The organism is Empedobacter sp. UBA6745 (genome assembly GCF_002453775.1).
Lineage (GTDB): Bacteria > Bacteroidota > Bacteroidia > Flavobacteriales > Weeksellaceae > Empedobacter > Empedobacter falsenii_C.
Map to the genome: position 1 here is coordinate 32,806 of NZ_DKHL01000019.1, position 14,529 is coordinate 47,334.

At 32.6% G+C, this 14,529-nt stretch carries 13 protein-coding genes; 4 read left to right on the forward strand and 9 right to left on the reverse strand.

Features of this window, described 5'->3' with window-relative positions:
- Positions 1–153 precede the first annotated feature (153 nt).
- Positions 154–1,635, reverse strand: a complete 1,482-nt coding sequence (locus B4H69_RS06605) for a hypothetical protein (RefSeq protein WP_180905145.1) — start codon at positions 1,633–1,635, stop codon at positions 154–156.
- A 148-nt stretch (positions 1,636–1,783) separates the two neighbouring features.
- On the opposite strand from B4H69_RS06605, the gene B4H69_RS06610 reads away from it, so the two are divergent.
- The 4 genes from B4H69_RS06610 to leuB are packed head-to-tail and all read left to right on the forward strand — an operon-like array spanning position 1,784 to position 6,067.
- A complete protein-coding gene (locus tag B4H69_RS06610) occupies positions 1,784–2,959 on the forward strand; it encodes a 2-isopropylmalate synthase (RefSeq protein ID WP_180905144.1) in 1,176 nt (391 codons plus the stop codon).
- Positions 2,956–4,341 carry a 3-isopropylmalate dehydratase large subunit gene (gene leuC / locus B4H69_RS06615; RefSeq protein WP_180905143.1) on the forward strand — a complete coding sequence of 462 codons (1,386 nt, stop codon included), beginning with the start codon at positions 2,956–2,958 and terminating at the stop codon, positions 4,339–4,341. Before B4H69_RS06610 ends, leuC begins: the two co-directional genes overlap by 4 nt.
- A 12-nt stretch (positions 4,342–4,353) precedes the next feature.
- Positions 4,354–4,956 (forward strand): 3-isopropylmalate dehydratase small subunit, encoded by a 603-nt coding sequence (gene leuD, locus B4H69_RS06620; protein WP_180905142.1) that lies wholly within the window; start codon positions 4,354–4,356, stop codon positions 4,954–4,956.
- Positions 4,943–6,067, forward strand: a complete 1,125-nt coding sequence (gene leuB, locus B4H69_RS06625; RefSeq protein WP_180905141.1) for a 3-isopropylmalate dehydrogenase — start codon at positions 4,943–4,945, stop codon at positions 6,065–6,067. The genes leuD and leuB overlap by 14 nt, the downstream gene beginning before the upstream one ends.
- Positions 6,068–6,149: 82 nt before the next feature.
- On the opposite strand, the gene groL is transcribed toward leuB, so the two are convergent.
- From groL to B4H69_RS06665, 8 genes are all read right to left on the reverse strand, one after another.
- Positions 6,150–7,775, reverse strand: a complete 1,626-nt coding sequence (gene groL / locus B4H69_RS06630; RefSeq protein ID WP_180905140.1) for a chaperonin GroEL — start codon at positions 7,773–7,775, stop codon at positions 6,150–6,152.
- Positions 7,776–7,884: 109 nt separating this feature from the next.
- The gene (locus B4H69_RS06635) at positions 7,885–8,163 is read right to left on the reverse strand and encodes a co-chaperone GroES (RefSeq protein ID WP_180906864.1); all 279 of its coding nucleotides are present in this window, start codon (positions 8,161–8,163) and stop codon (positions 7,885–7,887) included.
- 159 nt (positions 8,164–8,322) lie between these two features.
- Positions 8,323–10,569: a reprolysin-like metallopeptidase gene (locus tag B4H69_RS06640; RefSeq protein WP_244957968.1), complete on the reverse strand. Its 2,247-nt coding sequence runs from the start codon at positions 10,567–10,569 to the stop codon at positions 8,323–8,325.
- 5 nt (positions 10,570–10,574) lie between these two features.
- Positions 10,575–10,913, reverse strand: a complete 339-nt coding sequence (locus B4H69_RS06645) for a hypothetical protein (protein WP_152606104.1) — start codon at positions 10,911–10,913, stop codon at positions 10,575–10,577.
- Positions 10,914–11,101: 188 nt separating this feature from the next.
- Positions 11,102–11,452 (reverse strand): preprotein translocase subunit SecG, encoded by a 351-nt coding sequence (gene secG, locus B4H69_RS06650; protein ID WP_038332909.1) that lies wholly within the window; start codon positions 11,450–11,452, stop codon positions 11,102–11,104.
- A gap of 4 nt (positions 11,453–11,456) precedes the next feature.
- Entirely contained in the window at positions 11,457–12,677 is a 1,221-nt protein-coding gene (locus B4H69_RS06655) for a tetratricopeptide repeat protein (protein ID WP_280045238.1), read from the reverse strand.
- Positions 12,678–12,700: 23 nt separating this feature from the next.
- Entirely contained in the window at positions 12,701–13,210 is a 510-nt protein-coding gene (locus B4H69_RS06660; protein WP_125349625.1) for an LptE family protein, read from the reverse strand.
- Position 13,211: 1 nt separating this feature from the next.
- On the reverse strand, positions 13,212–14,483 hold the full coding sequence (locus B4H69_RS06665; protein WP_125349624.1) for a sigma-54 interaction domain-containing protein: 1,272 nt from the start codon (positions 14,481–14,483) through the stop codon (positions 13,212–13,214).
- Between the last annotated feature and the right edge of the window lie 46 nt (positions 14,484–14,529).

The following is a 14,529-nucleotide window of genomic DNA, read 5'->3' on the forward strand; positions in this document are numbered from 1 at the left end:
TAATACGCAGAAAAAACAATGATTTTTTACATAAATTATTGTTTTGAGATAAATTGAATAGATTTTATTTTATAGAAAATTATTGAACTCTAGATTTATTAATTGTCTTTACTTGATAAATAGAGAGAAATTATTAATTTGAATTCATGAAATTTAAATTTTATCTTCCATCCAACGTCTAAGATTGATGTAATTGGTATTTCTTCGCAACAAATTTTGATTGTCCGAATCTTTCAAGAAATCATCTAATTCTCGAAAAGCTTTCACTTTTTCATGCGGATACAAATCATTCAACTCAATAAAAAATAAACTAATTTTTCGTGTAATAATGTTACTATTTTTCATCTTTTTACAGAATTGATGCGTTTTGTACGAATACATATCCAATTCTTGATCGTTGCCAGAATCATATAAATTCATCATAATCAAAACCAAGGTGTAAAAATGTAAATCTTCTTGAATTGTAGATTCACTATTGATAATTTTTTGACAATAATCAAAGGAATTATCCCAATCTTTATTCAGAAAATAATACGCAGCAATCTTTAGATAAAGCACCAAAATATGATGATTATCGATTTTATGTTGATGCAATTTTATTTCGCGCAAAATATCTTTAATCAAAAATGGACTAATATTTTCTTTCGGATTAATGAAAAAATAATTCAGTTTACTATTAAATTTATTGATAAACCAAAGGGCTTCCACATTATCATTTTGAGGCAAAATCTCGTAAACAGATTCCAATTTATCAAACCAAAATTTGAATTCTTCTGAATTTTTTTTCAGATATAAAATTTTCAATAAATATGAATTTCCTTTGATAAACCAAACAGGATGACTAAGAATTCGATCTTTTTTCTCGTAAAATAACTCAACCCATTTTTTAGAAAATTCATAGGCAGAATGAAGGTTTTGCGTTAACATCGACAACCAAACATTTGCTTTATAAAACCATAATTTCTCTTTGAATTTTAATTTCTTAAAATCGATATTTTTTGTTTCCGAATCAAAGAAATTCTGAATTTTTTGAATTTCTTCATCATCTTTTGCATACCCATTTTCGAGCAAAATACTATATAATTTCAGCGATAAATTAGATAATTTACTCGCTTGTAAATTCTGTAAACTTAATTCTTCTGATTGTTCAATCAACTGATCTGCACGACCAGAAATACTTCGTGTAATAAATTGCGATTCGATAATTTTTTCGAGCTCTAAAATATCATAAGCAATAGCTTTTTCGTCAAAATCTAAGGCTTGAGTTTTGGCTTTGTCCAACATTTTTAGACTTTGCTTGTGCAAGCCTTTTTGGTATAAAATTGTAGCAAAATCAAATTGTTCACGTATTTGCATACGCGAATTCTGTTGCGAAGGATTCATCCTCAAGCTAAACAAAATTTGTTTGTACAAATGCGCTTTTAGATTTGATAATTGTTGTTTCGTGGTAATTTTTTTCTTTAAAATTAACGTTTCATCATATTCTTCCAACTTATCCAACGCTTCAAATAATAACAAAAATTTTGCATCTGCATTAATTTGCAAACGATTTACATAAAGCTTGAATTGACGTTTTTCGGAACGATTAAGCGACTTTATTAAACTAAATAGTGCGTCTTTGTTATGATTTGACATTGTAATTAAATTATGTATAATTGATTGAAAATAAAATGATTGATTAAAATATTTCGGCTTTAAGAATTGTAAAACCTATTTCAATTTGAAAAATTAAAGTTAGTACAATTTTAATTTTACATCACAATAACAAACAAAACTAATTGCAATGAGTGCTGAGAAGATTCAAATTTTTGATACGACACTGAGAGATGGAGAGCAAGTGCCGGGGTGTAAGTTAAACAAAAAACAGAAGTTAGAAATTGCGGCTCGATTGGACGAATTAGGCGTTGATATTATCGAGGCTGGTTTTCCAATTTCAAGTCCTGGAGATTTCGAAGCCGTAAATGCAATTTCAAAATTAGTGAAAAATGCCACAGTTTGTGGTTTAACTCGCGCAAACAAAAAAGATATAGAATCTGCTGCTAAAGCTTTGCAATATGCGGTAAAACCAAGAATTCATACCGGAATTGGAACTTCAGATTCTCATATTATTCACAAATTTAATTCGAATCGTGAAGCGATTATCGAACGTGCAGTTGAAGCGGTTGCTTATGCAAAAACATTTGTAGATGATGTTGAGTTTTATGCTGAAGATGCAGGAAGAACGGATAATGCTTTTCTTGCTCAAGTTTGTGCAGAAGTGATAAAAGCTGGTGCGACGGTTCTTAATATTCCAGATACAACGGGTTATTGTTTACCTTTTGAGTACGGAAATAAAATTAAATATTTGAAAGATCATGTTCAAGGGATTGATAATGTTATTATTTCTTGCCACAATCATAACGATTTAGGTTTAGCGACAGCGAATGCAGTTGCAGGAGCAATAAATGGAGCACGCCAAATTGAATGTACAATTAATGGAATTGGTGAGCGCGCTGGTAATACCGCTTTAGAAGAAATCGTGATGATTTTTAGACAACACAAAGAATTGAATTTTTATACAGATATCAATGCTCAAATGTTAACAGAATTAAGCCAATTAACTTCTGAAACAATGGGAATGATGGTACAACCAAACAAAGCAATTGTCGGATCGAATGCTTTTGCGCACAGTTCTGGAATTCATCAAGATGGTGTGATTAAAAACCGTGAAACATACGAAATTATCAATCCAGCTGATGTTGGTGTTAATGAATCCTCTATTATTTTGACAGCTCGTAGTGGACGTTCAGCGTTAGCTTATCGTCTGAAAGATATCGGTTTTGATACATCTAAAAATGAATTAGATATTTTATATGAACAATTTTTAGAAATCGCAGATTCGAAGAAAGAAGTTGTTCGCGAAGATTTACTTGGACTAATGCATCAGTTTAACCAATCAACACAAAGAAAATTCGCATGAGAACATTATTCGATAAAGTGTGGGATGCCCATGTTGTCAGCCAAGTAGAAAATGGACCACAAGTGATTTATATTGATAAACATTTAATTCACGAAGTGACAAGTCCGCAAGCTTTTGCAGAATTAGAAGCGAGAAATATTCCAATTTTTCGTCCAGATCAAATTGTAGCAACTGCGGATCATAATGTACCAACGATTAATCAAGATCAGCCAGTTCGAGATCCATTATCAAAACAACAATTAGAACAATTAGCAATTAATTGCGAAAAAAATAATATTACTTTTTATGGCTTAGGTCATCCGTATCAAGGAATTGTTCACATTATTGCGCCAGAATTGGGTGTTACGCAACCGGGAATGAGTATGGTTTGTGGTGATAGTCACACGTCTACGCATGGTGCTTTTGGAGCGATTGCTTTCGGAATTGGAACAAGTCAAGTTGCGCAGGTTTTTGCAAGTCAATGTTTGTTGATGAATAAACCGAAATCGATGCGAATCAAAGTCAACGGAAAACTGAATCCAAATGTTCAACCAAAAGATGTGATTTTGTATATCATTTCTAAAGTTGGAACAAATGCAGGAACAGGTTTTTTCTGTGAATATGCTGGAGATGTTTTCGAGAATATGTCGATGGAAGGTCGAATGACAGTTTGTAATATGTCGATTGAAATGGGCGCTCGTGGCGGAATGATTGCACCTGATGAAACGACTTTTGCTTATTTAAAAGATAAACCATTTACCCCGAAAGGAGAAGAATGGGAGCAAAAAGTAGCATATTGGAAAACGTTACCAAGTGATGCTGATGCGATTTTTGATGAAGAAATAGAATTTGATGCAGCGGATATTTATCCAATGATTACGTTTGGTACGAATCCGGGAATGGGAATTTCGGTGAAAGATATCATTCCGTCAAAAGATTCGTTAAGCGATAATGAAAAAGAATCGTTTGAAAAAGCATTGAAATATATGGGCTTCCAAGATAATCAATCAATCATCAATCATCCAATTGATTATGTGTTTATCGGAAGTTGTACCAATGCGAGAATCGAAGATTTGCGTGAAGTGGCGAATTATGTGAAAGGAAAACAGCGCAATGAAAATGTAACTGCGTGGATTGTTCCGGGATCGAAACAAGTAGAAAAGCAAGCGATAGAAGAAGGTTTGGATAAAATTTTTGAAGCTTCTGGATTCAAATTGCGCGAACCAGGTTGTTCGGCTTGTTTGGCGATGAATGACGATAAAGTTCCAGAAGGAAAATATTGTGTTTCGACTTCGAATAGAAATTTTGAAGGTCGTCAAGGTCCAAATTCAAGAACATTATTAGCTAGTCCTTTGATTGCTGCTGCTGCTGCAATTCACGGAAAAATTGTTGATATCAATTAAAATTTACTCAAAATGGATTCAATCAATCAACTAAAATCATCGGCTGTTCCGATTAAAATAGAAAATATAGATACCGATCAAATTATTCCAGCTCGTTTTTTGAAAGCGATTAGTAGAGAAGGTTTTGGAGATAATTTATTCAGAGATTGGCGATTTAATCAAGATAATCAATCAATTGAAAATTTTCCGCTGAATGATTCAAAATATGCTGGAAAAATATTAGTTGCTGGTAAAAATTTTGGTTGCGGAAGTAGCCGAGAACATGCTGCTTGGGCAATCAAAGATTACGGATTTGATGTAGTGATTAGTAGTTATTTTGCAGATATTTTCAAAGGAAATGCATTGAATAACGGAATTTTACCAATCGTTGTTTCAGATGAAATCTTAAATCAAATCTTTGAAATTATCGATCAAAATCCTTCAACAGAATTTGAAGTTAATTTAGAAAATCAAACCTTAAAAATTCAAGATCAAACCATTAATTTTGATGTTGATTCTTATAAAAAAATCTGTTTATTAAATGGATATGATGACATTGATTTTTTAATCAGTCAAAAAGATAAAATAGAAACTTACGAACAAAACCATAAATCTTTACAACATGAAAACGCATAAAATTGCAGTACTTTCTGGCGATGGAATAGGACCAGAAGTCGTTTCGGAAACAATAAAAGTTCTGAAAGTCGTTGAACAAATTTTTAAATATAATTTCGAATTTGAGGAAGCTTTGATTGGTGCAATTGCGATTGACGAAACGGGAAATCCTTTGCCTGATGCGACGTTGCAATTATGTAAAGATGCAGATGCGGTTTTGTTTGGTTCTATTGGAGATCCAAAATATGACAATAATCCGAACGCTAAAGTTCGTCCCGAACAAGGTTTGTTAAAGCTGAGAAAGGAACTTGGTTTATTTGCAAATATCCGTCCAATCAAGGCTTACGAATCTTTGTTAGGGAAAAGTCCATTGAAACGTTCGCACATCGAAGGAACAGATATGGTTATTTTTCGTGAGTTGATTAATGGAATTTATTTTGGAGAAAAATTTACAGCGCAAGATGGTTCGCATGCGTATGATACGTGTTCGTACAATAGAAAAGACATTGAGCAAATTACACATTTAGCTTTTCAGGAAGCAATGAAACGTCGCAAAAAAGTAACGTTGGTAGACAAGGCAAATGTGTTGGACACGTCTCGTTTGTGGCGAAAAGTAGCGATGGATATTAGCCAAGAATATCCAGAAGTTGAATTAGATTTCTTGTTTGTTGATAATGCAGCGATGCAATTAATTATCAATCCAAAACAATTTGATGTGATTTTGACAGAGAATATGTTTGGTGATATTATTTCGGACGAAGGAAGTGTAATTGGAGGAAGTATAGGTTTGTTGCCTTCGGCTTCTATTGGTACAGAAAATGCATTGTTCGAGCCTATTCATGGTTCGTATCCACAAGCAAAAGGAAAAGGAATTGCAAACCCGATGGCTTCTATTTTGAGTGCTGCAATGATGTTGCGTTATTTGGGATTAGAAGAAGGCGCGCAAGCAATAGAAAATGCGGTGGAAAATGCGATTAATAATTTGATTGTAACTTCAGATTTAGATGAAACGAGCGATTATTCGACATCTGTTGTGGCAAATTATATTGCGAAGATATTATTGAGCGATCATGATCATCATTCATATTTCAATTTTGAAAATGTATTGATGGGGAAATCGACGATTATATAGTTTTTATTATTTATGACTTAATGAAAAAGCCATTCAGATTTCTGAATGGCTTTTTCTATTGTATATTTTTATGAGTTGATGATTACATCATTCCTGGCATTCCACCTCCCATTGGCGGCATAGCTGGCTCATCTTTTTTAATTTCTGTAACAACCGCCTCAGTCGTGATTAACATACCTGCAACAGAAGCAGCGTTTTCTAATGCAACACGGGCAACTTTAGTTGGATCAATAACTCCAGCCTCGATCATGTTTACATATTCGTCAGTTTTTGCATTGTATCCGAAATCACCATTTCCTTCTTTTACTTTTGCAACAACTACAGAACCTTCACCACCAGCGTTGTGAACGATTTGGCGTAATGGTTCTTCAACTGCACGCGTTACAATTTTAACACCTGTCGCTTCGTCAGTATTTGTAGTATCAATTGTTAAGTTAGATAAAGCTCTAACAAAAGCAACACCACCACCAGCAACGATACCTTCTTCTACAGCTGCGCGAGTTGCGTGTAAAGCATCATCAACACGGTCTTTGATTTCTTTCATTTCAACCTCAGAAGCAGCACCAACGTATAATACAGCAACACCTCCAGCTAATTTAGCTAAACGCTCTTGTAATTTTTCGCGATCATAGTCAGAAGTAGTTGTTTCTACTTGCGCTTTAATTTGGTTAACACGAGATTTGATTTGTTCTGCATTACCAGCTCCGTTAACAATTGTTGTATTGTCTTTGTCGATAACTACTCTTTCTGCAGTACCTAACATTTCTAAAGTAGCAGTTTCTAATGTAATTCCTTGCTCTTCAGAAATAACAGTTCCTCCTGTTAAGATTGCGATATCTTGTAACATAGCTTTACGACGATCTCCAAATCCTGGTGCTTTAACAGCAGCGATTTTTAAAGATCCTCTTAAACGGTTCACTACTAAAGTAGCTAAAGCTTGACCTTCAACTTCTTCAGAAATGATTAAGAATGGACGTCCTGATTGAGCAACTGGCTCTAATAAAGGTAAGATTTCTTGTAAGTTAGAAATTTTTTTCTCGCATAATAAAATGTAAGGATTTTCTAACTCAGCAATCATTTTATCTGCATTTGTTACGAAATATGGCGATTGGTATCCACGGTCAAATTGCATTCCTTCAACAACGTCAACGTAAGTTTCTGTTCCTTTTGCTTCTTCAACAGTGATAACACCTTCTTTTCCAACTTTAGAAAAAGCTTCTGCGATTAATGATCCAATTGTATCATCGTTATTTGCAGAGATAGAAGCAACTTGTTTAATTTTTTCTGATGAATCACCAACTTCTTGAGATTGCTCTCTTAAGTTAGCAACGATTCCAGCAACAGCTTTATCAATACCACGTTTCAAATCCATTGGATTCGCACCTGCAGCAACGTTTTTCAAACCTTCGCGAACGATAGCTTGAGCTAAAACTGTAGCAGTTGTAGTACCATCACCAGCAACGTCATTTGTTTTAGAAGCAACTTCTTTCACCATTTGTGCACCTAAGTTTTCGATTGGATCTTCCAATTCGATTTCTTTAGCTACAGAAACTCCATCTTTTGTTACATGTGGAGCACCGAAAGATTTTTCTAAAACTACGTTACGACCTTTTGGTCCTAATGTTACTTTAACTGCATTTGCTAATGCATCAACACCTCTTTTTAAAGCGTCTCTTGATTCAATATCGAATTTAATATCTTTTGCCATTTTTATTTATGTTTTGATGTCTTAAGTCTTAAGTCTTAAGTCGAATATGATTAAAAATTAAAAAATAAGTTACTTTGTACTTAATACATTTTACTTATTACAACTAAATTTAGATGATTGCCAAAATATCAGCTTCACGCATGATTAAGTAATCTTTACCTTCTAATTTTAATTCAGTTCCTGAATATTTACCGTAAAGAACTTTATCACCAACTGTAACAGTCATTGGTTCATCTTTTTTTCCATTACCAACTGCAACAACAATTCCTTCTTGTGGTTTCTCTTTTGCTGAATCTGGGATAATAATTCCTGAAGCTGTTTTAGTTTCTGCTGGAGCAGGCTCAATAACCACTCTATCTGCTAATGGTTTAATGTTTAATTGTGACATATTTGTATTTTTTATTTTTTCTAAATTGATGATTTTTAACCAACGAAAAACGTGCCAATAGCCAATTTCTGCCATTATGGATAAGTTAATTGTAATGAGAAAAAATAAAAATGCCAAGCTGTCAGACAACTTGGCATTTAAAGTAATTTTTATGAATAATTATTTTTTAATAATCACTTTTTTCGTGAATTGTTCGTTGCCAGCTTCAATCGAAACAATGTAAACTCCATTTGATAAACTAGATAAATTAACTTGTTGAGATTTAGAAGAATTCAATTTGTTTGAGTAAACTGTTCTTCCTGCTAAATCTGTCACCGTAATTTTACCTGTTGTAAATGATTTTGTAAAATCTAAATTGATTATTCCATTTGAAGGATTTGGAGAAATTGTCGCTAAATCTTTTGAATTGATCTCAGAAGTTGCCAATTTATCAGAAATTTCAAAATTTGAAGCATTTACCGCTAAGAAAACATTATCAATTGCTTTAATCATAATGCGCGCTTCTTTTGTTAACGAAACATTCGTTGGAACTGTGAAATCATATTTTCCATTATTTGGAACTGATTCAGCTAAAACATAATCAAATGTTTTTCCACCATCAACTGATAATAAGATTTTTACGTTTTGTGTATCAATTCCGTTTGCATCCGTTCCCGCAACATCCCAAGTAATTGTAGCAGGATAATTTTGTGTCCAATAATCAGTTGTCGCTTGCGAAGTCACTTTGAATGGTCCGAAATCTTTTGTAACAAGAACAACATTCTTACGATCAGTTTGACCTCCTTTAGGATTGTTATCTCTAACTAAAAGAGAGAATTTTAGCGTACGAGCAACGCTTGGAATAACTTCCCAGTTCATAGGAGCTGGATTTGTCTCTAAAGTTAATTTACCATCAACAATTGATTGTAAATTAGGGAAGTATCTGTATCCTACTGTAGTTGGATTAAGAGATCGAAATGTTGGTCCATTTTTATTAGTAGATACAGGAGGTTGCGTAGCTATTTGTGTATCTGTTTGTTCCCAGTTGTATGTTATTGCATCTCCATCAGGATCAGTAGCTGTTGCTTCCAAAACAAAAGCAGTTGAGTGAGGAATGTTATATGACAATTTATCTAGAGCAATAACAGGCTCATTGTTTCCTGAATCAGTATTTACTGAACAACTTCCATTTGTAGAAGTAATAAAATTATATATATTACTAACACTTACAGTAGAAAAATAAGGGTCACTATTATTTTGTACATTAGGAGGACAAATACCAGCATAAGCCATAATGGTACTTCCACTACCAGGTTCAACAGCTGTAGCGCCTGAGCGATTTCCTCCACAAGAATTGTTAAAAGTATGTGGTGCTCCAAATTGATGTCCCATTTCGTGAGCTACATAATCGATATAGAAAGGATCATTTATTGGTGCTCCTAATCCAGTTACACCTCCTGCTTTAATTGTGCTACAAGGGCTTTGTAAGTAAGCTACTCCACCACCACCAGTAGAAAAAACATGGCCAATATCATAATTATCTACACCTATTTCTCTGTCTAAAACAATTTGATTTTCTTTTAGCATAGCACTTCCACTATTGTTGGTGTATTCATCTGTTGTAATAAAAATAATTTTATCATTATTTTCCACTAGTTCCATTGTTACACCAAACTCTTTTTCATAAACACCATTTACACGAGTCATAGCTACATTTATAGCTGAAATAACAGCTGCTAGTTTTTCTTCGTATGTACCAGATGATAATCCTGCTCTATTTACATGGTATCTAGAGTATTCTATAGTTGTCGCTAAAGCTAAACGGTATTTTCTCATTTTACCATCAATAGCAGTTTTATTCGTAGGTATATCATTTGTGATTTGATTGATTAATTTCTGTTGATATACATCATCTGTATGACAAGAAAAATTAATATTATCATCAACATTTTTTCTACTATAAGAAATGTAAGTTGACAAATCTTCCGTATAAGCATCAATATAAGAAATATCGTGACCATTCTGTATCATTGCACTAAAACCGTGATATGGAGAATAGCTAAAACGGATTGTAGCTTTTCCATCAACAGATTTCCCTACATAAGATTTAATAGTGTTATATTTCTCTTGTAATTTAGGCGCCATAATAGATGCTTCTTCAACAAGATATTTTGTTATTTCTCCATTTTCATTCGGAATGTTTACTAACTGAGCATTATTATTCCCTTTGTTGGCAATAGAATTTAAGTCATTAAGTAAACTTGTAACATCTAATTTAAATAATGTAAATTCTTTAGGAACAGTTGATCTTTCAACTAAATTAGTAGGTTGAAAATTTTTATTTTTCAATTCTTGCCAATGATTACTTTGCGCAAAAACCGAACTTCCTCCCATCAGAAGAGATAAGATAATAAATTTTGTTTTCATAAATTTCAATATTCTAGTGTTAAATAATTAATTTCTTTAGGTATTTCTATAAAAAATAAGTTGATAGATTTATCAGCTTCATCTTTATATTGATGTAGTTTTAAAATGTTTTTTTTAGAAGAACTAGTTAATTCTGAGATTTCGTAACGATCAATATCTTCTTTACAAATAACTGCAATATTTTTATTTGAGAAGTCAATTATTTCTAATGGAGCGTTTCGTTGTCCCGGAATAATTAATGACTTTTGAAATTCATCAAAATCTTTCATATTTGAGAAAACTTTTATTTCGTTTTTACACCCTTTGCCATCAAATGCAGTTCTAAAAATATTTAATTCATTCATAGAAATAGTTTTTAAAATTTTTTGTTGACCGCAATTAATAAGAAACAAAGATATTAAAGGTATAAAGAAGTAATAGTGTTTCATATTCAGTGTTTAGGACTAAATTATGAATAAATATTCAATATAAGGCATTAAAAAACGCGAATCATTCGATGATTCGCGTTTTTTAATTTATTTTCTTATCAAAATTACTTCGCTGGTTGAGCTGGTAATTGATTTTGACTTGCTCCGTTTGCAGCAGGTTGTGTTGGTAAATTATTAGCCGGTGCCGTAACATTTGGCTTAATTGGTTTTATCGCATTTGGATTTTCATGCGAAGCACTTGCTCCAATAATCAATACGATTACAGCGATAAATAATCCCCAAGTTGTGTTGTCTAAGAATTTATTTGTTCTTTGAACTCCAAACATTTGGCTTCCTCCACCACCTCCGAAAGTAGAAGATAATCCTCCTCCTTTAGGGTTTTGAGATAATACGATTAGTACTAATAATACACATAAAATCATGATAATAATCATGAAAAACTGAAATAGTCCCATTTTATTATTTAGAGTTTTTTAAATTTTCAATTTCTTTAATTCGATTTGCAAATAAACTATTTTTTTCTGGATATTTCAAAATTAATATCTTATAAGCTTTAATTGCCTTATCATATTTTTTTTGCTCAATATAAATCTGAGCCAAAGTTTCGGTCATCAAATCCGAATATTCTTCCGTGTTCTGAACGAAATTTGATGGTGTGCTGACTGGTGTAATATCCGTTTTTTTCATCGGAACGATTTTCGGATTTTTTTCCAAAAAGTCATCAATCAACTTATATTTTATTTCTCTTTCTGCAATTTCTTGCTCTTCTTCAATCTCTTGTTGTGTTTTTGATTGAGAAGGAACTTTTTTCAACCAATCTGAAAAAGAAAACGTCGATTCATCCGAATTATTTTCAATGATCTCTACTTTTTCTTCAACCATTTCAGGTTCAGATTCTTCAATTACTTCAGCATTTTCAGACAATCCTTCTACAATTTCTTCTTCCTGATTATCTTCTATTGTTACTATTGTTTTAATTACTTGCTGAGGTTCAGATTCAATAATTTCAATTCCAGAAGTTTGTTGAACAGCATTTTCGATATCATTCTCAGAAGTTAAATTTTCTTCTTTCGAATTATTTTCTACCACAACTTTATTCGTGATTTCAGCAACTTCGTTCAATTCTTCATCCGAAATAATATCAACAACATGATCTGTTCTCAATTCAGATTCTTCTGTATCATTTTCGATCATTTCGTCTACAATATCTTCATTGATTTCTTCTGAATTAGTTTCAGAAACAACTTCAATTTCTTGGTTTAATTCTTCTTCTTTTTCTTCAATGATTTCATCAATAACTTCAACTGTTTCGTTATTGTTTTCGATGATTTCAGAAGTAGAATTTTCTAAAATTGGTTCAGAAATAATTTCGTTTTCAACTAATTCTTCCATTATTTCTTCTTCCATTTCAGGAGAAATAGTTTCAGTTTTTGTTTGAATTTCTTTTTGAATTGGTTCTGAATTGATGTAATGATACAAATCGACACGATTGCTACTGTGAATTGAAGTTTTGTTCAAATAATCCTCAAAAGAAGGATGATTTTCCTTTTTTAAACCATAAAGTAATAAAGCGCGCAATGTGTAGAAATACGGATATTTTTCTACCTCTTTTTTAAGAAGTGGAATGTCCGATTTCTCAACTTCGTACGGATGTGCTACTAAATATTCAATTCTGGTCATTGCTCAAATATAAGGTTATTTTTTTACCAATCCATCGCAATAGACGCAAAAACTTGGTCGCGAATATCATCAATAATTAAAGGAACAATTGACGATTCTACAGCGCTTAACATTGCATTTCCGTCATATAATTGGAAAGCAGAAAATGTTCTGTCATAACTTTTTGATTCGTCTTTATTGTTGATGTATCGAACTTTTACATAAATCGTCAAACGGTTTTTTGCCGCAATATCATTTGATTGAATTGCTTCTGGAACAACATCGTATCCCGTAATTTCACCTTCGATAATTAAGTCAGAATTTTCATTCGAATTTAACTTTAACTTCGTTCTACTTCTAAAAATATCTTGAATCGCAATCGTTAAATCTTGACTCAAAGTAGGATTTTGTTGAGGTGCGTAATTCGGAAAAGTTGCCACATAAATTGTGTTCCAATCTGGTTGAATTGCTGCTCCCGAAAGTGAATATTTTATACATCCTGTTAAACTAAAAATAGCAAAAATACTAAGGACGAATAGTTTTATTTTGTTCATATTACAAATGATATTGTTTGATTTTTCGGTACAATGTTCGCTCAGAAATTCCCAATTCGTCAGCCGCCATTTTACGTTTTCCTTTGTGTTTTTCCAACGCCAATTTTATCATTTCCTTTTCATTATCTTGCAACGAAAGAGATTCTGGTTCTTCGATTGGACTTACATCATATACATCGTTCGAATAATCGTATTGCGATTGTTGATAATTTGGTGTAATTGGAGCAGATTTCGTTGGAACCAAATTATATTGACTTGGCACAAAATCTTCTTCTGGTTCGTTTTGATCTTGATAAACGCGCTGAATCAATTCTTGTGTATTGCCATTAAAATCTTCAACATCTTTGTGTTTGATTAAATCTAATGTTAAAGCACGTAAATCGTTCAAATCTTTTTTCATGTCCAATAAAACTTTGAACAATAATTCACGTTCCATAAAATCAGAAGAACTTCCATCTTTCGATTTATTTGTTACCGTCAACATTGTTGAATTATTGGGTAATAATTCCATGATTTTTTCTAACGAAATCACACGGTCTTTTTCCACAACAGAAACTTGTTCAGCAAAATTTCTTAATTGACGCACATTTCCCGGCCAAGGATAATTCGCAATATAATTTTGGGCTTCTGGAGAAAGCTCAATATGCGGCATTCTGTATTTATTTGCAAAATCTGAAGCAAATTTTCGGAACAATAAATTAATATCTTCCTTACGCTCGCGCAAAGCAGGAATATCAATTTGAACTGTATTTAATCGATAATATAAATCTTCACGAAATTTACCTTTTTCAACAGCTTCTTTCAATTTTACATTCGTTGCAGCAACAACACGAACATTTGTTTTTTGAAGTTCCGAAGAACCAACTTTCATAAATTCACCCGACTCTAAAATACGCAATAAACGCACTTGTGTAGCTAAAGGCAATTCACCAACTTCATCTAAGAAAATAGTTCCACCATCTGCTACTTCAAAATAACCTTTACGTGTTTGTGTAGCGCCTGTAAAAGCACCTTTTTCGTGTCCAAATAATTCAGAATCGATTGTTCCTTCTGGAATCGCACCACAGTTCACTGCAATATAATTGTTGTGTTTGCGTGCAGATTGATTGTGAATAATTTTCGGAATAAATTCTTTACCTACACCACTTTCTCCGATAACAAGAACAGAAATGTCTGTAGGTGCAACCTGAATCGCCTTTTCTAAAGCACGATTCAAGGCTATATTATTTCCAATGATTCCAAAACGTTGTTTGATAGTTTGTAAAGAATCCATTTTTTAATTTTTTAGGTTTTCGAAAAATGATTTATCAAATTTCAAT